Origin of the sequence: Liquorilactobacillus satsumensis, assembly GCF_964065465.1 — a bacterium.
In the GTDB taxonomy this organism is placed as follows: Bacteria; Bacillota; Bacilli; order Lactobacillales; family Lactobacillaceae; genus Liquorilactobacillus; species Liquorilactobacillus satsumensis.
Genome location: NZ_OZ061606.1, coordinates 1048462 through 1069532 on the forward strand (window position 1 = coordinate 1048462; position 21071 = coordinate 1069532).

Sequence of the window (21071 nt, forward strand, 5' to 3'; positions counted from 1 at the left end):
GCTGCAATACCGAGTTTTTTTTAATTCATAAATATTTTTTGAGGGCATTTGTTCTTTAAGACAGTCGTCAAAAGATTCAACACTTTCTTTATGTAGAAATATAGAAGTTTTAATTATTCTTTCGCCTTTGCTAACTATTATTAAATTCCTTCTTTAATAAAAATAGGTTCGGGCTAATTTTAGCATAAACTTTAACACAAAAAAATAAGGTAATTATTATTACCTTATCGAAATTTATTTCATTTGCCAAACACACAACAATTATTTTACTTGGTAAACTTTTGGCAAACAACCATAATATTTTTTATCTTTTTAAGTTGGACGTATTCCGTTAAAGTCCTGAAATAAAGGGATTTCCCATTCAAATCCTATATAACCTTTTATTCCCACTCAATCGTTGCCGGCGGCTTCGACGTAATATCGTAGACTACGCGATTGACGTGCGCAACCTCATTTACAATGCGCACTGAGATTGCCTGGAGAACATCCCACGGAATCTTAGCGAAGTCAGCGGTCATGCCGTCAATTGAGGTTACCGCGCGAATACCGACAGTATAGTCGTATGTGCGGCCGTCTCCCATGACACCCACACTGCGAATGCCGGGAAGGACTGTGAAGTATTGCCAGATTTCGCGTTCCAGACCATGCTTGGCGATCTCTTCACGCAAAATCAGGTCGCTATCGCGCACAATTGTAAGTTTTTCTTCAGTAATCTCACCAATGACGCGAATGCCAAGTCCTGGTCCTGGGAAAGGCTGTCTCCAGACCAATTCAGACGGCATCCCTAAGCGTTCGCCCAATTCACGCGTCTCATCTTTGAAAAGTGTTCGCAATGGCTCAATCAATTTGAATTTAATGTCATCTGGCAACCCACCAACGTTATGGTGCGACTTGATTGTCTGCGCCGTATCGGTCCCCGATTCGATCACATCGGTATAAAGTGTGCCTTGAGCTAAGAAGTCAATGCCATCAAGCTTAGCAGCCTCATCGTCAAAGACACGAATGAATTCATTCCCGATAATCTTACGTTTCTTTTCCGGATCCGAAACACCGGTCAGCTTATCCATAAAACGCTTCTTGGCGTCAACTTGAATAATGTTCAGACCGAACTTACCTTTCAGGCTATCCATCACCTGTTCAACTTCGCCCTTACGCAACAGCCCATGATCAACGAAGATACTGGTAAGTTGTGTCCCGATTGCTTTATGCAACAAGACACCTACGACAGAGGAATCAACCCCTCCAGATAAGCCGAGGAGAACTTTCTTGTCGCCGACAGTTTCACGAATTTTGTGAATTTGCATCTCGATGAAGTCATCCATCGACCAGTTATCGCGCGCTTTGCAGATATCAAATGCAAAGTGGCGCAAAATATCGTTACCGTATTCTGTGTTGCGTACTTCTGGATGGAACTGCAAGCCGTAGAACTTCTTAGCTTCATTAGCCATTGCTGAAATTGGGCAGTTGCCGCTGGTCGCTGCAATCTTGAACCCATCAGGAACTTGTGTTACCAGATCGCCATGGCTCATCCAGACGGTCTGACTAGTTGGAACATCGCGGAAAAGTACCGCACCGGCATCTTGTACTCTGATTTGAGCTTTGCCGTATTCCTTATTATTTGCGCCTTCGACCTTGCCCCCAGGGAGCTCATTAGCCATCAGCTGCATTCCATAACAGATTCCCAGAATCGGGATCCCGAGTTCAAAGATTTCAGGATCCACATGGAAAGCCTGTTCGTCATACACACTATTCGGACCGCCCGAGAAAATGATTCCCTTTGGAGCCATCTTCTTAATCTCAGCCGCCGTTAAGTTATGGGAAAGTAGTTCTGAATAAATCCCAAATTCCCGGATTCTACGCGTAATCAATTGATTATACTGGCTTCCGAAATCAAGCACAATGATTTTATCAAAAGCCTGCATGTCAATGCTTGTCAAGAATGTTCACCTCATTTTGAATTATACGGTACACTTATACAGTTATTTTACAGATTGTAAGTCCCATGGTCAAATCGACCGTTTAGCCAAAACAGCTTGAAACCACGAGCCTTTAAGCTTAATACTTACGCAAAAAAAGTTCATTTACAAGATGATTTTTCGTCTTATGCAAAATTACATCCGCTCGATTCCTAGTAGGCAGAATATATTCTCTCAGATTAGGACGATTGACTGTTTGCCAGACCCTTTTTGCCATCTTGATTGCCGCATTGCGATCACCAATTGCATAAGGATAATAATAATTGGTCGGATCCCGAAAAGCGGTCTCCAGCAACAGCTTGAAGCGCTCTAGGTACCATTCTTGGATCAGCGCTTCTGTTGCATCAACATAGATCGAAAAATCAAAGAAGTCACTCACATACAACTGCTGGTTGCTGGGCAACTGTAAAACATTGATTCCTTCTACAATTAAGATATCCGGATTGTCAATCAAGTCAAATTTCCCAGGCAATATATCATAACTTTTATGTGAGTAAACGGGCGCCTTTGCTGGCAATCCGTTTTTGACATCATTGGTAAAAGTCAACAACCGGCTCATATCGTAACTCTCCGGAAAACCTTTGCGTTGCAGCAAATTCCGCCGCTTTAACTCCTGATTCGAATACAAAAAACCGTCAGTTGTTATCAGCTGCACCTTGCTCGTCGGGTAGGTTCCTTGCAGCAGCGTCTGTAGCAAGCGGGCCGTCGTGCTCTTGCCGACAGCCACACTTCCAGCAATACCCAAGATAAATGGGACGCGATGGGCTTCAATTCCCAGAAACTGCGCCTGCTTCTTAAACAACTCAGCACGTGCCTGCATATGAATCCCTAACAAATGAACCAAGGGTGCATAGACATCTCTGACATCTGTTAGTGAAATCCGATCGTTTAAAGACCTAATCTGTCCCAACTCGGCAGCAGACAGCGGTACACTATGCTCTTGATAAAGTTCCCGCCATTCATCACGCGGAATCTTGTAATAATTGATTTGGTTATACATAATCGTTCTCCAACATTCATCACACTTAATTGGCATCATTATAGCATGCTTTGCGCTGATTTTAACCTGAACTTAGGTTTTACTCTAAAAGAGTATATGAATCCTGTGCAACCCGCTTAAACAACGGCGAAAGTTGCTTCAAAGCAAAGATGCTAAGTCGGTGCATCGCACGTGAACAAATCGTATAGACTAGCTGTCGTTCATCCTCAGCCGCATAATTACGCTGACTGGCATTCCACATGATGACCGCATCGAATTCAAGTCCCTTTGCTAAAAATGCTGGGACAATGATTGTTCCGGGCGCCAAACGCTGATTTTCACTTTTAATCAGAATCGCTTTTTGGTTGGCGGCCTGCAGCTTTTCACTAATAGTCTGGCACTCTGTTAATGTCTTACAGATAATTGCGGTTGTCAGCTGCTCGCGTTCATTTTCCTTAAGCTGCTCAAGCATTCTGGCAGCCAATTCAGCCTCATTTTGCTTCACCGTAATTGTGGGCAGCTCACCTAGACGTTCAAACGCTGCCACCGCGGCTCCATTTAACAAAACCTGTTTGGTAAAGTCCGTGATCTGCTTAGTTGACCGATAAGACTTCGTCAATTGCACCACTTCGATCTTTTGCTTGGCAAAAAGCTGCCGTAATTCATCAAGCAGGGTATAGCTTTCTTTTTTCGTGAAGATTGCCTGATTCAGATCTCCCAATACGGTAAAGCGTGCCCGTGGAAAAGCGTGTTTAAGCGCTGCAAGCTGAAACGGCGTATAATCTTGAATTTCATCGATGAAGACATGCTTGATCTCATTGTCACCACGCTTGCCGGTGATCGTATCATATAAATAAAGATATGGACTGACATCTTCCAGCAGCATCCGTTGTTTTTTCAAGGTCGCAATTGTGGCTTCAATTCCCGCTTCCCATTCTGAGTTGCTCAAATCATACTTCTTGAGGTCAAGCAGCTCGGGAACACTGTGCAGAAAGTGCAGATACTGCGCATTGATATTTAAAAAGCGATTATGCACCAGATCGCTATGAATCTTTTGATAGTGCTTTATCAAGAAACGCCGTCCCAAGTAGCGCAGTTCTGCATCATTGTTTTCGAAATTGCGTGGATGCGTCCCATAAAGCTGGGCGAGTTCCTTGCTGCTGGATTCTTGCAAAATAGTCTCTACCCAGTCAGACTTCGCTTCTTTTTCAATCTTACGGTTAAGTTGCCGCAAAAGCCTTTCTTTTGTGGCATCCAGCCGATTACGTAAATGATAGTTAACGTTAAAACTGTAATAAATCTTCTCAAGTTGAGAATGCTCATAAAAGACCTTGCCATCAAGCTTAAGATCCCTAAACCGCATTCCTTTTTTCTCTAAAAATTGGGCATAGACCGTTGCAGCATTAAAGAAGGCCACGCTGTTTTTTACCTTTTGAATTTTGCGGCCCGTTTCATCGACCTGTCTTTCAAAGCGCTGCTGCAGTGTTTCAACTTTTAACTTGGGCAAACGCCTTTGCGTATATTGATAGTAGGTCATCTGCACCATGTTGTGCTCACCAAGCTCGGGGAGAACCTGGTCAACATAATCATTGAATAACTGATTGGGGGAAAAGAGAATTACCTGGCTTGAAGTCAGCTTACCACGATAGCGGTATAACAGATACGCGACACGCTGCAAGACAGCTGACGTCTTTCCTGAACCGGCAGCTCCTTGAACAAAGAGCAGATCAGCAGTCGTATTGCGAATAATCTTATTCTGCTCCTTTTGAATAGTCGTTACGATACTGCGCATTTTACTGCTGGAAGAGTCGTCCAACACATCTAACAGCATCTGGTCGCCCACTGCTTCGTCCGTGTCAAAGACCGTCTTGATCTTGCCGTCCTTCACCAGGAATTGGCGTTTCAACGTCACGTCGACAGTCTGGGTGCCCCCAGGAGTCTCATATGTCACCTGACCTAGGCCGCCATCATAGTAGACACTCGAAATCGGTGCGCGCCAATCATAAACCAAAAAATTATCCGGACGATCCGCAAAAGAACCTAGTCCGATGTAAATCGATTCTGCACGTTTTTCGCCCTTTTCCTGCAAGTCAATGCGTGCAAAATAAGGTTTCTTTTCAAGTTTTTGTAAAATGTCCAGTCTGCGAGTAGCGTGCTTCCAATTATTTTCCCGCTCCTGCAGTAACTGCTGCTGCTGCCGAATCGTGGTTGCCGTCTCAAACATTCCTGAATAAGACTCAGTATTGATCCGCAGATTATTGGAGAAATCATCCCTGATTGCGTGTGAGTCTTTTTGTGCCCGTTTAATCTCAGTGCGGCTTTTTTCCTGCGCAACCTTGATTTTACCGATCACAGCGTCCATTCTTTTTTGCTCTTTTTCTTTGGTTTTGTTGTCCATGAAATTCCCCCCGCCTCTAAACCAAGATGTCGATCATACAATTTTAACACCTTTAGTGCCTGTGCTCAATTAGGTTCACCCCTTAAAGCTTAAAAAACATTAAATAGCAATCTAAGTACTAGTATTCTGTCTTCGAAGCCACTAAAATAGATACAAATATAGTAAAGGAAGTGTTGTCTTGATTAGTCAGTTTTTATTCTATCTCACCCATTTTCACTTGTACCTGCTACCGCTAGTCGAGACACTGGGAGGCTGGATTTACGTCACACTGTTTATTCTGATCTTCATGGAAACCGGCTTGGTCGTCTTTGCCTTTCTCCCCGGGGAATCGCTGATCATCTTTACCAGTACACTCGCTGCACTCACTGGGTCAACGTTAGACATCCGTATTTTAGTCCCTGTCTTCTTCTTTGCTGCTTTGATCGGAGACACAGTTAACTATGAGATCGGCCGCAACTTGCATCGCCTGCCGTTCTTCAAACGTATTCTCCCAGCCGAAAAGCTTGAAAAAGCACATGCTTACTTTGAAAAACATGGCGGCAAAACTGTGATGTTTGGCAGATTCGTGCCTTTGATTCGTACTTTTATCCCATTAATCTCAGGGACTGCCCATATGAATTATAAAAAATTTTGTCTGTATAACCTGCTAGGCGTTTTACTTTGGGTCGCACTTGGCGCTTCACTTGGCTACTTCTTTGGTCAATTTGACTTCGTAAAACAAAACTTCTCTTTAATCTTCATTATGCTGGCACTTATCATGGCAATCCCGGGAATCGTGATCACACTTTATCGCATGCTGCGAGGCAATGTTTCACCGAGTTAAGCTTCTTGCGGATTTTTAAACACGCATCAAGTGCTGATTGCAACAAATCCATTACTTTATCTATTTTAAAATAACCTGCAAAGAGAGTGTGACATAAGTTGGGAAAATTTGAGTACTAACTCGAAATTACTCATAGCGAGTACTTTGCTATGAGTAATTCGAAGTTAGACGGAGAATTTTGACTTATGGAACACGTTTATCCGGAATAAAGAGAGAGTGTGACATAAGTCGGGAAAATTTGAGTACTAACTCGAAATTACGAACATAGCGGGTACTTTGCTATGAGTAATTCGAAGTTAGACGGAGAATTTTGACTTATGGAACACGTTTATGCAGAATAACTAGAAAAAGAGTGTGACATAAGTCGGGAAAATTTGAGTACTAACTCGAAATTACGAACATAGCGAGCACTTTGCTATGAGTAATTCGAAGTTAGACGGAGAATTTTGACTTATGGAACACGTTTATCCGGAGTAAGTATCCACCAGCATAGCTGGTGGCTTTTTATTAGCCCTAAAAGGGCTTGACCTGACACAAAAAGCCCCTTAAAGGGGCCCAGCAAAACACTACCAACCGCTACAGCATTATTTTTATTTTTGTTTTGGCTGTTTGAATGGATCAATATACTCCCGTTTACTGATACTATCGCTCAACTGATCCTCGGATTCTTGTTCTCGAATGTACTTTTGAATGGTCTTCTGATTCAAACCAACCGTGCTAACATAGTATCCGCGTGCCCAGAAACTTCGATTACCATAGTTATATTTCAAATTGGCATGTCTCTCGTGGATAATGACAGCACTGCGTCCTTTTAAATATCCCATGAATCTTGAAACACTCATTTTCGGTGGAATTCTAACTAGCATATGAATATGATCAGGCATCGCATGAGCCTCAATAATCTCAACCTCTTTTAATTCACACAATCGGCGTAAAATCCGACCAATATCTTTTTTTAATTCACCATAAATATTCCTACGCCGATACTTGGGAGTAAATACAATGTGGTACTTACAATTCCATCTTGTGTGTGCTAAGCTATTATCGTCTTTAGACAAGGCAAAAACTCCCTTTCAATTGCAGTTTTGGTTGGTAGCCGAAACTAATTATATCGAAAGGGAGTTTTTCACGCTAAAGCTTTTTTCACCCCCACAAGTAAAACTTGTGGTTTATTCGCAGATATTAAAATAAAAGCGGGGCTGTGACAAACTTTAACTTTTGTCACAGCCCCACTTTATTAATTGCGGTTAAATGGATGCCTGAAAACAAGATTTTCTTTTATCCATTTTGCAGGTTCACTACCCGTCAAAATAATCTTTCAGCTAGTACCATGCTTTAGAAGTTCCATCTATTTTGGCTAGTTTTTATAATAATTTACAAGAACCGCTTCTTAAACATCGCTTTTATATGTATACTGTTTATGTACAAAAGTGGCATTATGCTTATGCTACATCAAACTACTGGAGGGAACAGAATGTCGTTTACCGTTTATTTCGTACGCCATGGACAAACGATCTTTAACTTTTATAACCGGATGCAAGGATGGTGTGATTCACCCTTAACACAAAAGGGAATCAACGATGCACACAAAGCTGGAGCACATCTTGCTGATAAAGATTTCGCAAATATCTATCATAGTGATACAATGCGTGCCCAAAACACGTGTAAGATCATTATGAGTGAAAATCAACTGGCAGCTGACCTTCCGCAACCAGTTACACTGTCTAATTTTCGCGAACAAAGCTACGGCTACTTTGAAGGCAACGACTCTAATCAAACTTGGCTAATGGTCGGTGCTACTCGGCAGTGCAGGAATTATGAAGAAATCATTACCAGATATTCAATTAATGATTCTCGTGATTTTATGAAAGAAACTGACCCGTTCAATGATGCCGAAAATAATGCCGAGTATTGGAAAAGAATCGATGCCGGCTTTGACTACCTGAACGCACATCAAGCGCCCGGTAGTAATGCACTGGTTGTCAGCCATGGAACCACCATTCGCAGCATTGTCAGCCGTTTTGCGCCTGAAATTGATGTTGTTTCCGTTGGTCCTAAAAATGGTTCTGTTACCAAGATGATTGTTACTGGTAAAAAGGTTGAAATTGTTTATTTCAATCACTATCTCGATACTCAGGAATACTAGAACAAACAGTTGACCTTGGTAATCCTACGTTAACCCACTTGCCTAGAGAAAAAGTCAGCGTAAGTTTCCAATCTTTGAATGTTATTTTATTGAATGCACAAAACGGGGCTGTGACAAAAGTTAAATTTTGTCACAGCCCCTCTTTATTCCAGATAAACATGTTCCATAAGTCAAAATTCTCCGTCTAACTTCGAATTACTCATAGCAAAGTACTCGCTATGTTCGTAATTTCGAGTTAGCACTCAAATTTTCCCGACTTATGTCACACTCTCGTTTTTTGTTCAAAATAAATCGTATATGAGCCAACAGTTCGCCTACATTAACATTATTTAGTAAACTTAGCTGCACGTTCCTGATACATTGGTAATTCCTCATCCGTACAACGTACAAACCGTCCTGGAACCACTTCATGCAGTTTACGGGGATTTTCTGGATGATCCACCTCAACTGAGGAATCATAGGCGATCTGCTTCCGATTGCGCTCGTACTCTGGATCTGGCACTGGAACAGCAGAAATCAAGCTGGCTGTATAATCATGCAATGGATGGGCATAGATTTCATCTGAAGGCCCAACTTCTAAGAGCTTGCCATAGTGCATGACCCCAATTCTGTCCGAAATGTACTTAACCATTGAAAGATCATGGGCGATAAAAAGATAAGTTAAACCTTGATCGCGCTGCAAGTCTTTCAACAAGTTAACCACCTGTGCTTGGATAGAAACATCCAGTGCCGAGATTGGTTCATCAGCAATTATGAATTTAGGCTGCACCGCTAAGGCCCGTGCGATCCCAATTCTTTGACGCTGTCCACCAGAGAATTCATGCGGATAACGGCTGGAATGGTCTCTATTTAAACCAACCAGTTCCAAGAGATCCTCCACCATCTTGTTGCGCTGTGCACTGTCCTTTGCTAAATGATGAATGTCGATTCCTTCCGCCACAATATCTTTAATCTTCATTCGTGGGTTAAGCGAAGCATATGGATCCTGAAAGATCATTTGCATCTCTCTTCTAAAAGCAAGGATCTCTGCCTTATTTTTGAACTGATTTACATCCTGACCATCAAAAATAATTTGCCCCGCCGTTGGTTTGTACAAATGAATAATACTCCTACCGGTTGTTGTTTTACCAGAACCGGATTCGCCAACTAATCCGAATGTCTCACCTTCATAAATATCGAAACTGACATCATCAACAGCTTTGACCTCGTCGGATTTCCCCACATTGAAGTATTGTTTAAGATGCTTTACTTCTAATAGTTTCTTTTGTTTTTCTGCCATGGGATTCTCTTCCTTCCTAAGTCTAAACTGACTGATGGGTCATCTTTGCAAAAAGCTGGTGACGGCGGACTATCTCTTCCGGCGGTGTAACTTTAGGTGCATCCGGATGCAAGAGCCATGTCGCAGCATAATGTGTCTCTGAGACCTTGAAGAAAGGTGGTTGCTGCTCCACATCGATTTTCATCGCATATGGATTACGAGCAGCAAACGGATCTCCCTTTGGCGGATCTAATAAATCAGGAGGAGTTCCTGGGATAGCTTCCAGCTTTGTGCTAGTCAGTGTCGGCATTGAATTCAACAATCCCCAAGTATATGGATGCTGTGGATTGTAGAAGATCTCATCCACCGTACCATACTCAACAATTTGACCAGCATACATAACCGCCACCCGATCTGCCATTCCGGCAACAACCCCAAGATCATGGGTAATAAAGATAATCGAAGTCTCGATCTTAGCCTGAAGCTCTTTCATTAGCTGCAAAATCTGTGCCTGAATAGTTACATCAAGCGCTGTTGTCGGTTCATCTGCAATCAGAATTTCTGGATAGCAGACCAGCGCAATGGCAATCACAATTCTTTGACGCTGCCCACCGGAAAATTGATGCGGATAATCTTTGATACGTTCTTCTGCATTTGAAATTCCAACCAGTTTCAAAATATCAAGTGCTTGTGCCCATGCTTTCTTTTTCTCAACTTTTTTGTGTTTCATTAGTGGTTCGGCAATCTGTTGGCCAATCTTCATAGTTGGATCCAATGATGTCATCGGGTCTTGGAAGATCATTGCAATTTCCTTGCCGCGAATATTTTGCATTTGTTTTTCCGACTTTTTCAAAATATCTTCATCATGATACATGATTGATCCGCCGATTACCTCAGCATTATTTGCCAACAGCCCCATCAGACTTTTGGTCGTTACGGATTTACCTGAACCAGATTCACCCACAATTGCGAGTGTTTCCCCCTTATTAAGATGGAAGCTGACATCACGAATTGCCTTGACATCTCCCGCATAAGTATGGAAATTGATTTTTAAATTTTTAACATCTAAAATTCTCTCAGCCATTTTGCCACCTACCTTCTAGACTTAGGATCGAATGCATCACGCAGACCATCACCCAGCAAGTTAAATGCAATCATCAAAATACACAAGACAATCGCTGGGTACCACATCTGGTACGGCAGAAATTGGAAGTTCTTCTGCCCATCATTCAAGAGCACCCCTAAGGACGTCTCAGGCGAGCTGATTCCAATTCCGATAAAACTCAAAAAGGCTTCGAAAAAGATCGCTGTCGGGATAGTATACATTGTCTGAATAATAATCACACTCGAAAGGTTAGGCACAAGGTGCTTCCAGGCAATCTTAAATGGTGACTCACCTAAAGACCTGGCGGCCAATACATATTCTTGCGACTTAAGCTGCAGTGTTTCGGCACGAATCATCCGCGCCATGGTCGTCCAACTTGAGATCGCAATCGCTGCGATAATCGAGGTCATCCCTGGACGCAAGACAATCAACATTAAGACCACGATCACTAAACTAGGGATCGACGAGATAATCTCGATAATTCGCTGCATCACCGTATCGACTCGACCACCGCGCCAGCCTGAGATAATCCCATAAGCTACCCCGATCGTTAAATCAAAGAAAGTTGCGACCAAAGCCACAATTAATGAGATTTTAGTCCCATAAACAATTCTTTGTGCCAGTGAATGTCCCAAGTTATCAGTTCCTAAAATGAAATATTTACCAGTTGGAACATTATTTTGTTTATACTCATCGACCCATTGACCTGCCACCTTCAGTTTCCCATTAAATCCATTAATCGGAACACCCGGAATCTTAGCAGGTAGATTGGCATACTGTGGTGCTGACTTGACTAATGTGCTGTGATTGATAAAAAAGCTTGAACCAAAAGCAACAATCATCATCAAAATAATAATCCAAAATGAGATTAATGCACCTTTGTTCATCTTCAAACGACGCCAAGCATCTTGGACAAATGTTAATGACGGAGCGGCTATTTTTTCATTATCCGGTTCCTGAGCCTGAGGAAGTGCCTCAAAGCTGTCTGGACTTAACTTTAACTTTTCTTCCATTTTGCTTAATCCCCATTTCCGCTTAGTCGAATTCTTGGATCAATAATGCCGTAGATAATATCTGTCAACAGAATTACCACGACTAATCCTGCTGAAAACAGCATTGTCACACCCATGATCGTTGGATAATCATTAGTCAAAATTGACTTAACAAATTGTTCCCCAATTCCTGGAATTGAGAAAATATTTTCAATTACCAGCGAACCAGTCATTAAAGCAACTGTATACGGACCAATCAGTGTAACCAGTGGAATCAGACTGTTACGTAGCGCATGATGATAAACCACGCCATACCGACTGAGTCCTTTCGCTTTCGCAAGTTCAATATAATCCGAGTTCATCACATCGACCATGCCGGTTCTGATAAATCTAGCAGTTTCAGCCAAAGGACCAACCCCCAGCGCAATCGTTGGCAGGACTGTATAACTAAAGCTGCCCCAATCGGCAATTGGGAACCAGCCCAGCTTCAACGCAATATAATACTGCAACAAAACTGCAAGTACAAAGTTAGGAACTGACTTGCCAATAATTGACAAGACTGTACTTGTCGTATCTATCCAAGTGTTCCGGTTAATCGCAGCAATCGAGCCTACAATGATTCCGAAGAAGAGTCCGAAGACCATTGCCTGTGCCCCAAGCTGAGCAGACGGTCCGATCCGGCTAGAGATCAGATATGAAACGGGCTGGTTACTAAACTGGAAGGAAGTTCCTAAATCACCATGAAGCATTCCACCCAAGTAAATCAAATACTGCATCCAAATCGGTTTATTCAGACCATATTGTTCATTCATAATCTGAATTTGCTGTGGTGTCATCTTTTCCTGATTAGAGTACGGTGTTCCTGGCATCAGCTTCATCAAAAAAAACGTAATGGAGGCAACCAGGAATAACGTTAATATCATATAGAAGACACGCTTTAAAAGATATTTACGCATAATTTCTCCTCACAATCTATCGCACAAACTGGAATTTCTAATTTAATAAGCACAAATTACATTATAATTTATTTTTTATAATACGCAATCGGGGGGTTAACAATTTCAGTTAATCCCCCAATCAGCTTAAAATAAGATTTTAAATTTAGTTTGCAATGTAAGCATCTTTAAAGTTGTAATTTACACCAGCTGAGTTATAGATCACATCTTTAACCTTAGATTTAACTAAAGTTGAAGTTGCTTGTTGATAGATAGGTGAAATTCCCTGATCGTTTAACAAGATCTTCTGCGCTTGGACTAAATCAGCCCAACGTTTGTCTGTGTTACCTGTATCCGTTGTCTTAGAAGCTTCGATCAGCTTGTCATACTCGCTGTTCTTCCATTTTCCATCATTTTGTGAGTTATCAGAGGTAAAGAGATCCAAGAAACTGATTGGATCGGCGAAGTCAGCACCCCAGCCTGTAACAACTACATCAAAGTTTCCACTCTCTGAACGTGATAAGCGTGTCTTGAATGGCACGTTTGCAACAGATACCTTTGCTCCTGACAGGTTTTCTTCAATCTGGCTTTGCAGGAATTCAGTTGTATCTTTACCCTTATCAGTATCATCACTTAAGATTTCAAAGTTCAGGCTGCTGACACCTAATTCTTTCAAACCTTGTTGCCATAACTTCTTAGCTTCCGCTGTATTATTTGCCACTGCATCTTTTACGTAAGCTTGGTCTGCAAAGTCTTTGCCATTATTTTTAGCAAGGTCAGCAGATACATATCCTTTAGCTACAGTCGAGCCATCCCCAAGAACCTTTTTAACAAATTGTTGACGATTAATTACTAAAGAAATAGCCTTACGAATATTCTTGTTTTGGAATTCTTTTTTAGTCTGGTTGTATTGTAGGTAGAACGTTGAAGCGGCCTTACGAACAACGAGCTCTTTTGAATTTGAAAGCTGCTTAGCTTGTTCAGAACCGAGAATTGCTTCATCCAATTTACCTGATTGATATAAGTTATAGGCAGTTGAGTTACTCTTCGTAACCGTGTAGTTAATTGCAGAGAGCTTCACGTTCTTCTTATCCCAATAATTATTGTTCTTCTTTAAAGTCCAGCTTAGGTTAGAGCCTGTCCATTTGGTTAATTGGAATGGTCCATTGTACACCATGTACTTAGAAGCTGTCCCATACTTGCTACCATATTCCTTCACTGCTTTTTCACTTTGCGGGAAGAATGATGGGAAGCCCATTAAGAGTTTAAAGTATGGTAATTTCTTATCTAGGGTAACGACTAATTTATAATTGCCTTCTGCTTTAATTCCCAGATCAGAAACTGACTTCTTACCGTTCATAATATCATCGGCATTAGCAATTCCGCTGTACAAATAGGCATATTGTGAAGCAGTCTTAGGATCAACTGTTCTTTGCCAGCCATAAACAAAGTCTTTTGCAGTTACCTTATCGCCATTACTCCACTTAGCATTCTTGCGCAAGGTAAAGGTATATGTTTTCCCATCTTTTGAGACAGAGGTCTTAGTCGCAATTCCGGGTTCAATCTTGCTGTCTTTTCCTAAACGATACAGACCTTCATTAGTATTATTTAACGCATTAAAGCTTACAACATCAGTTGCTTTTGAAAGATCCATTGAAGGTAATTCAGCAGATTCATTCCAATTCAACACCTGTTTTGAAGCTTGTCCTGAGCCGCTCTTGGAGCCACATGCAGCTAAGAAAACAGCTGACAATGCAACAACTGCACCAAGTTTGGCAAATTTATGTCAGCAACGGTTGTAAAATGTTGGAAAATACCGATTAGAAAATGTCGGTTTTCCAACATTTTTTTACGGTAAAATAAACGCATCTCAAATTTGGAGGAACTGAAATGCGTTTAGATGTTGAGCAGTGTGTCCAGCAATATATTATGAACAAAATAAAGCCCAACTTCGCTGAAATTGGTCGGCGATACGGTGTTGATCCACGAACGGTAAAAAGATACTACAATTTAGGGCTTACGCCCCCAGATGAGCAGCCACAACCCTTACGGCGGCCGAGTAAACTTGACGATTATCGAAAAACGATTGAAGAAAAGGTTCTAGAAGGCTGTTCGGCAACGGCAATTTATTACTTTATCAAAGAACGTGGCTATCAAGGAAAGCAAAGTATTCTCAGAGACTATTGTCGAACCATCAGAAAAGCCGCAACGAAAAAAGCCACTATCCGGATTGAAACCTCGCCAGGGATTTCAGCCCAGGTTGATTGGAAAGAAGATTTAACGTTGGTTTCTCGGCATGGAGAGATTGTCAAAGGCAACATCTTCTTATATGTTTTAGGGTACTCGCGAATGAAATACATGCAATTTACCTTCAGTCGCAGCCAAATTACCTTTTTTGATTGCTTAACTAATGCCTTTTGGGCAACCGGGGTGTGCCGAAAGAAATCTGGTTTGACAACCAAAAGGTTGTCGTCGATCATCATAAAAGTAATTTTGGTAAGCCGGTATTTAATGAAACCTTCGTTGAATACGCTAAGGACGCTGGTTTCAAGCCAATTGCTTGTCGACCGTTTCGGCCACAAACCAAAGGAAAGGTTGAGGCGCTGGCCAGAACTACTCAGCGAATCAAAGTTTACAACCATGAGTTTGAAGAGCCGCTAGACTTAGCCGAGATCGTCCATTTGACGTGTGATCAGCTGAATCATGAGAAGTCTCAGGCGACTCAAATTCCGCCTTATTTATTGCTTGATAAAGAAAAAGAGTATCTCCAGGATTTTGATCACGACTTACTCGATGCCTATGCCAGCCAAACCATCGCAAGGAAAGTTAGCAAGGAATCAATGATTGTCTTTCAAAATCGGAAATACTCCGTCCCCATAAGATATATTGACGAAACCGTACAAATTAAACACGATGACAATACTCTATACATTTATTATAACGGAGAATTAATTCGTTCTCACCCTATTTCACTGAAAAGATTTACTTACCTTCGCGATGACATGGAAGAGATTGTCCGATCAGACCTTTATAAGAATCGTGATGACCGAGTCATTGATGATTACGTCGACCGAAACCTGAAGATGTTTGATGAAATGGAGTGAGAAAATGGCCAATTACCAAGCTTTATACACCAACCTTAGACAATTAAAGTTAGATCGTTTCGCCGAACATTTAGGCTACCTATTGGATCATCAAGATGAAGCACCCAAGTCCTTGAGTGATGCCTTATTCGAATTGACAACGGCTGAGCTTAAATACCGGGAACAAAAAAAGATTAATTTGAGAATTAAACTAGCCCGCTTTCCATATGAAAAAACGTTAGCTGACTTTGACTTTAGTTATCAACCGGGAATTAACCAAGGGATAATTGAGGACTTGGGATCACTAAGATTCACCCAAGAGAATCAAAACGTTTTGTTTATCGGCACCTCCGGTGTCGGTAAAACTCACCTAGCCACCGCCATTGGAATTGAAGGGTGTAAACAAGGAATTTCAACGCAGTTTATTCGATGTAGCGACCTCATCAACAAGCTTCAAACAGCACAAGTTCAAGGCCGGAGCGAAGAAGTGCTACGCCGGTATGCCCGTTTTCAAATTCTAATCATTGATGAGATTGGTTATCTTCCAATTGAGTCAGTGGGCGCTAAGCTGTTTTTTCAGTTAATTGAAAGACGATACGAACGGAAATCAACCATTATCACCACTAATATTCCGCTTTCTAAGTGGGGAAACACCTTTTCAGATAAGATGTTAGCTAACGCCATTTTAGATCGCTTGGTTCATCACGCTAAAGTTATCCGAATCACTGGTCGATCATATCGAATGAAAGATCATTTAATTGAAAAGAAGGATAATTCCGGACCTGATTTATCAGGTTTCAACGCACAAAATAAAGAAAGGAGCAGTGAGACACTGTAAACTTTATCGGTAAAAAACAGCATTTTTTAATCGGCAAAAAACTACATTTTCACATCGGCGTTGACAAATTTACTTAATTTCATCGCACAACTACTCCTTTTTTTTTTGCTTCTGTGAAACAAATTATTTAATACAGTAGATAAATCTTATATGAAAATTGAATTAAATACAAGTAAAGATTCTTATTTTCTTCATAAAAAAAACTTAGAAAAGCATAATTTTTTGGCTTGATGTAACTTTTATTAACGTAAGCCGCTTTTGTGGTTTAAAAAAAATAATATTTCGGCAAAAAACTTTAGAAACGAAACAAAATGAAATTTTATCTCAGATTTAAAGAAAGCCTTTTCTTTAAACTTCTCCAGCAGGCAGCAGTCAGTCACTATTTTGTGTGTCTCAACCGCTGGATCTCAAATTAATGCTATAATTAAATGAAAAGGAGGATTCCGCCATGACGCGAGCATTTATTGCGGGTATTGAGAATCAGCAAAAAAACTTCCCTTACCTGATGAAAGAATTAGCCCAACTGGTCGCAGCTAACAACCTGGAAGTCGTTGCAGATTTCAGTCAAAAGTTAACCAAACCGGTTGCCGCAACCTATTTGGGCAAGGGAAAAATTCAAGAGATCGCTGAGGCCGTAGATCATTACCAGGCTGAATATTTGATCTTAAATGATGAACTTTCACCTACTCAGATTAGGAATCTTGAAAAAGAGACTTCACTGAAGGTCTTAGACCGTACTGAACTGATCTTGGAGATTTTCTCCAATCGTGCACGGACAAAAGAGGCTCAACTGCAAGTCGAAATTGCACGGTTGAAATATCAGCTGCCGCGTTTGCGTGGTTCGATAACTGCTAGACTGGACCAGCAAAGCGCCAGCTCAACTTCTGCTAACCGTGGGGCCGGTGAAACTAAGCTTGAATTAAATCGACGCACAATTCAGCATAGAATAGATTTTTTAAGACGCGAGTTAAAATCAATTGAAAAAGAATATGATATTAAGAGTAAATCACGCAGAGCTTCAGCCATTCCCAGAGTTGCACTTGTTGGTTACACCAATGCCGGCAAATCGACAACAATGAACGGGCTGATCTCCTTATTGGCCGGTGACAAAAAGCAACTGGTGCTTGAAAAAGATATGCTCTTTGCGACACTTGATACTTCGGTGCGCCGTTTAACTTATCCAGACAACAAAACTTTTTTGCTCAGTGATACGGTTGGCTTTGTCAGCAAACTGCCACATAATTTGGTAGAAGCTTTTAAGTCTACATTAGCCGAAGTGCGCGAAGCTGATCTTCTAATTCAAGTCATTGATGTCTCTGATGAAAATTCAAAAGAGATGGTTGCAACTACTGAGCAAACCCTTGAAGAGATCGGAGCGGCAGATAAACCCATGATCTACGCTTATAACAAGGCTGATCAAGCCGGGATTACTTTTCCAAGCGTAGAAGGTCTGCAGTTAACATATAGTGCACGTGAGCATTCTTCCATCGAACAACTTGCTGCCATGATTAAGCAATTCTTATTTAAGGACTATCGGACTTTTACTTATCTAATTCCTTATACGCAAGGCAGCTATCTCGAACGGCTCAATGTGCAGGCAAATGTGCTCTCAACTGACTATACAGAAGATGGCAGTAAAGTGACGGCGGAGGTTTCTCCACGCCAGGCTGATTATTATGCACGGTTTTTGGTAAAGGGTTAACTAGAAGTGCTGAAGTCTCCGGGAGACTGTGAGCACTAAGCGACAATTGCTTTATAGTCGGTCTTTGACTAGAAGCAATTGGCAATTAGGCGCAACAGGCTGGTGAGTGATGCACGTTAACTAGAAGTGCTGAAATCTCCGGGAGACTGTGAGCACTAAGCGGCAATTGCTGTATAGTCGGTCTTTGACTAGAAGCAATTGGCAATTAGGCGCAACAGGCTGGTGAGTGATGCACATTAACTAGAAGTGCTGAAATCTCCGGGAGACTGTGAGCACTAAGCGGGGCTGTGACAAACACAGCCCCGCTTTTATTCCGAATAAACGTGTTCCATAAGTCAAAATTCTCCGTCTAACTTCAAATTACTCATAGCAAAGTGCTCGCTATGTTCGTAATTTCGAGTTAGTACTCAAATTTTCCCGACTTATGTCCCACTCTCGCTTTTATTCTGGATAAACGTGTTCCATAAGTCAAAATTCTCCGTCTAACTTCAAATTACTCATAGCAAAGTACTCGCTATGTTCGTAATTTCGAGTTAGCACTCAAATTTTCCCGACTTATGTCACACTCTCCCACAAGTAACGTAATCTAAGAAGCTAAAACTAAAAAGACTGCAGGAAAACCGGAGTTTGGCCAGCTTTCCTGCAGTCTTTTTAATTTTGAAATTTAAAGTAAACCGGTTGAAATGAAAACTTTCTTAACCTGCTGTTTTTTCAAGCCGAGCTGCCACCAATGAAAGCGCGTAGCAGACAACGAAATACATCACTGCGAGTGCAACAAACATCGGAATCATATAGCGTGTATTTTGCCCATAAATGATCTGGGCGCGATACAACAGTTCCGGTAAAACGATAATTGTTGCCAAGGATGTATCCTTGATCAGCGAAATAAATTGACTTACCAGTGGCGGAATCATTTTTCTCAAGGCCTGTGGTAGCACAACTACTCGTAGCGCTTGCCAATAAGTCAAACCACAAGCACGTGCCCCTTCCATCTGACCTGTATCAACAGCTTGAATCCCGCTTCTAATAATTTCAGCAATCATCGCTGATTCGAACACCGTCATCGCAGAAATTGCAGCTGCGAGTGGATCCATCCTGATTCCCACTTTCGGCAACCCAAAGTACGTAAAGAAAAGCAAAAGCAGAAGCGGTAAATTCCTAGTCAAATCAATGATAATTCCCACGATAGTTGAGATGAAAGGTGCCCGGATGTAGCGGACAATTCCTAACGCCGAACCAATGATAAAACTCAAGATGATTGAAACCAATGAAACTTCTACGGTTACCCAAAGTCCCTCAAGCAAAAAGCGAAAGTTAATCCATGTGTAAGCTTCAGCAAAACTTGACATTCAGTGCACCCCCCTAACCCATTTTTTTCTCGAGATACCGCATGTAATAGCTTAGCGGCAAAGTAATAATCAAATATAAAATTCCAACTGCAATATAGGTGTTAAACGTGTCAAACGTTGTTGACGCGATCAAGTCACCCTGATACATCAAGTCAAAGCCGGCAACAAACGCCAAGACAGAGGAATTTTTGACCATGTTAATAAACTGATTTCCTAATGGCGGAATCACATATCTGAAGGCTTGTGGCAAGACAATCTGCCACATCGCTTGCATGAAGGTAAGTCCATTAGCCCGTGCGCCTTCCATCTGACCCTCATCAACCGCTTGAATTCCAGCACGCACGGTCTCAGCAATAAATGCTGAGGTATAAAGCGTAAGCCCGATCGTCCCTGCCGTAAAGCCATTAATAGAGACCACGTATTGCGGAACCACTGCATAAAAGAACATTCCAATTACCAGCAACGGAATATTTCGGAACACTTCTATGTAGACACGTCCGAGAATATGCAAAAACCGTGAAGGTAGAACTTCAAAAATTGCGAAGGTCGACCCGATGATCAAACTGAAAAAAAGTGCAATCACACTGCACAGCAGGGTATTGCCAAACCCCACTAGCAATTCCTGCCAATGTTGTTGAAAAACACTGATCATTGTTGACTCGCCTCCTTCAAATCAAAACCAGCAACGTTTCCAAACCACTTCTGCAGCAGTTTTTGATACGTTCCGTCTTTCCGCATCTCGGCTAAGGCCGCATTAACTTTGCTGCGCATCTCGCCTTGACCTTTATCAAAAGCGATCCCGTAAGGTTCTTTTGTAAATGTTCCACCAACAACATGATACGTTGGATTTTCAGAAGCAATTCCAAATAAGATCCCGTTATCAGTTGTGAGTGCTTCGCCTTGACCAGATTTCAGCGCTGTAAACGCCTGTGCATAATCTTCAAGCTCCAAGACTTTTGCTTGAGGTGCATACTTTTTGATATTGACCGCAGAGGTTGAACCCTTAACCGCTAAAACAGTTGTTCCGGCCTTATTAAGATCGCGGACATTCTTAATTGTACTTCCCCGCTTTACCAGTAGCGACTGACCAGCGGCAAAATAAATTTTAGAAAAATCGACAATTTTCTCACGATCAGGTGTAATTGTCATGGTCGCAATAATTGCATCAATATTTTGGTTCTTTAACAACGGTATTCTAGTTTTACTAGTAACCTGTACAAACTTAGCATGCCCGTCTTTGCCCAAAACCTTCTTAGTAATCGCCTTTGCCATATCAATGTCAAATCCCTGGATCTGCCCAGACTTAATATCCATCAGTCCAAAAAGACGTGTATCTGCTTTGACACCCCAAGTAATTGTTTTGGAACTTTCAGCTCTTTGCCACGCATTTTGTTGACTGCTTTTTTTGTTCGTACAAGCACTTAAGGTTACCATCACCAAGGACAGGCACACTAAAACTAGTATGTTTCTAAGTCGTTTCATTCGTT

At 41.6% G+C, this 21071-nt stretch carries 16 protein-coding genes and 1 pseudogene; 5 read left to right on the top strand and 12 right to left on the bottom strand.

The window, feature by feature from the left end; genetic code table 11:
• Positions 1–380: 380 nt before the first annotated feature.
• The 3 genes from guaA to helD all read right to left on the bottom strand — a co-directional run bounded on the left by guaA (position 381) and on the right by helD (position 5353).
• Positions 381–1922 (bottom strand): glutamine-hydrolyzing GMP synthase, encoded by a 1542-nt coding sequence (gene guaA / locus AB3Y88_RS05025; RefSeq protein ID WP_187328415.1) that lies wholly within the window; start codon positions 1920–1922, stop codon positions 381–383.
• Positions 1923–2055: 133 nt separating this feature from the next.
• Positions 2056–2976: a type I pantothenate kinase gene (gene coaA / locus AB3Y88_RS05030; RefSeq protein WP_054755701.1), complete on the bottom strand. Its 921-nt coding sequence runs from the start codon at positions 2974–2976 to the stop codon at positions 2056–2058.
• Positions 2977–3055: 79 nt separating this feature from the next.
• On the bottom strand, positions 3056–5353 hold the full coding sequence (helD, locus tag AB3Y88_RS05035; protein ID WP_056961833.1) for an RNA polymerase recycling motor HelD: 2298 nt from the start codon (positions 5351–5353) through the stop codon (positions 3056–3058).
• A gap of 178 nt (positions 5354–5531) precedes the next feature.
• Here helD and AB3Y88_RS05040 point away from each other — a divergent pair, with 178 nt between their 5' ends.
• Positions 5532–6176 carry a VTT domain-containing protein gene (locus tag AB3Y88_RS05040; protein ID WP_056961835.1) on the top strand — a complete coding sequence of 215 codons (645 nt, stop codon included), beginning with the start codon at positions 5532–5534 and terminating at the stop codon, positions 6174–6176.
• A 590-nt stretch (positions 6177–6766) separates the two neighbouring features.
• Here AB3Y88_RS05040 and tnpA read toward each other — a convergent pair.
• Positions 6767–7234 (bottom strand): IS200/IS605 family transposase, encoded by a 468-nt coding sequence (gene tnpA, locus AB3Y88_RS05045; protein ID WP_228888001.1) that lies wholly within the window; start codon positions 7232–7234, stop codon positions 6767–6769.
• 416 nt (positions 7235–7650) lie between these two features.
• Between tnpA and AB3Y88_RS05050 the strand changes: the two genes are divergently transcribed.
• Positions 7651–8322, top strand: coding sequence for a histidine phosphatase family protein (locus tag AB3Y88_RS05050; RefSeq protein ID WP_228888000.1), 672 nt, complete (start codon positions 7651–7653; stop codon positions 8320–8322).
• Positions 8323–8647: 325 nt separating this feature from the next.
• Here AB3Y88_RS05050 and AB3Y88_RS05055 read toward each other — a convergent pair whose 3' ends face one another.
• The 5 genes from AB3Y88_RS05055 to AB3Y88_RS05075 all read right to left on the bottom strand — a co-directional run bounded on the left by AB3Y88_RS05055 (position 8648) and on the right by AB3Y88_RS05075 (position 14365).
• Positions 8648–9601: an ABC transporter ATP-binding protein gene (locus tag AB3Y88_RS05055; RefSeq protein ID WP_228887999.1), complete on the bottom strand. Its 954-nt coding sequence runs from the start codon at positions 9599–9601 to the stop codon at positions 8648–8650.
• Positions 9602–9623: 22 nt separating this feature from the next.
• The gene (locus AB3Y88_RS05060; protein WP_056961839.1) at positions 9624–10664 is read right to left on the bottom strand and encodes an ABC transporter ATP-binding protein; all 1041 of its coding nucleotides are present in this window, start codon (positions 10662–10664) and stop codon (positions 9624–9626) included.
• An 8-nt stretch (positions 10665–10672) separates the two neighbouring features.
• The gene (locus AB3Y88_RS05065) at positions 10673–11698 is read right to left on the bottom strand and encodes an ABC transporter permease (protein ID WP_228887998.1); all 1026 of its coding nucleotides are present in this window, start codon (positions 11696–11698) and stop codon (positions 10673–10675) included.
• A gap of 5 nt (positions 11699–11703) precedes the next feature.
• On the bottom strand, positions 11704–12633 hold the full coding sequence (gene opp3b, locus AB3Y88_RS05070; RefSeq protein WP_056961844.1) for an oligopeptide ABC transporter permease: 930 nt from the start codon (positions 12631–12633) through the stop codon (positions 11704–11706).
• 145 nt (positions 12634–12778) lie between these two features.
• The gene (locus AB3Y88_RS05075) at positions 12779–14365 is read right to left on the bottom strand and encodes a peptide ABC transporter substrate-binding protein (protein WP_367293404.1); all 1587 of its coding nucleotides are present in this window, start codon (positions 14363–14365) and stop codon (positions 12779–12781) included.
• Between the two features lie 137 nt (positions 14366–14502).
• Between AB3Y88_RS05075 and istA the strand changes: the two are divergent.
• From istA to hflX, 3 genes and pseudogenes are all read left to right on the top strand, one after another.
• A pseudogene (gene istA / locus AB3Y88_RS05080) lies at positions 14503–15716 on the top strand (IS21 family transposase).
• Positions 15703–16533 carry an IS21-like element helper ATPase IstB gene (gene istB / locus AB3Y88_RS05085; RefSeq protein WP_313819558.1) on the top strand — a complete coding sequence of 277 codons (831 nt, stop codon included), beginning with the start codon at positions 15703–15705 and terminating at the stop codon, positions 16531–16533. Before istA ends, istB begins: the two are co-directional and overlap by 14 nt.
• A 448-nt stretch (positions 16534–16981) precedes the next feature.
• Positions 16982–18235 (top strand): GTPase HflX, encoded by a 1254-nt coding sequence (hflX, locus tag AB3Y88_RS05090; protein ID WP_056961848.1) that lies wholly within the window; start codon positions 16982–16984, stop codon positions 18233–18235.
• Positions 18236–18930: 695 nt separating this feature from the next.
• On the opposite strand, the gene AB3Y88_RS05095 is transcribed toward hflX, so the two are convergent.
• Genes AB3Y88_RS05095 through AB3Y88_RS05105 form a run of 3 tightly spaced genes read right to left on the bottom strand, consistent with a single transcriptional unit; the run spans position 18931 to position 21066 of the window.
• Positions 18931–19584: an amino acid ABC transporter permease gene (locus tag AB3Y88_RS05095; protein ID WP_054758111.1), complete on the bottom strand. Its 654-nt coding sequence runs from the start codon at positions 19582–19584 to the stop codon at positions 18931–18933.
• A gap of 13 nt (positions 19585–19597) precedes the next feature.
• A complete protein-coding gene (locus tag AB3Y88_RS05100; protein WP_056961850.1) occupies positions 19598–20236 on the bottom strand; it encodes an amino acid ABC transporter permease in 639 nt (212 codons plus the stop codon).
• Positions 20233–21066: a transporter substrate-binding domain-containing protein gene (locus tag AB3Y88_RS05105; protein ID WP_056961852.1), complete on the bottom strand. Its 834-nt coding sequence runs from the start codon at positions 21064–21066 to the stop codon at positions 20233–20235. The genes AB3Y88_RS05100 and AB3Y88_RS05105 overlap by 4 nt, the downstream gene beginning before the upstream one ends.
• Positions 21067–21071: the final 5 nt, after the last annotated feature.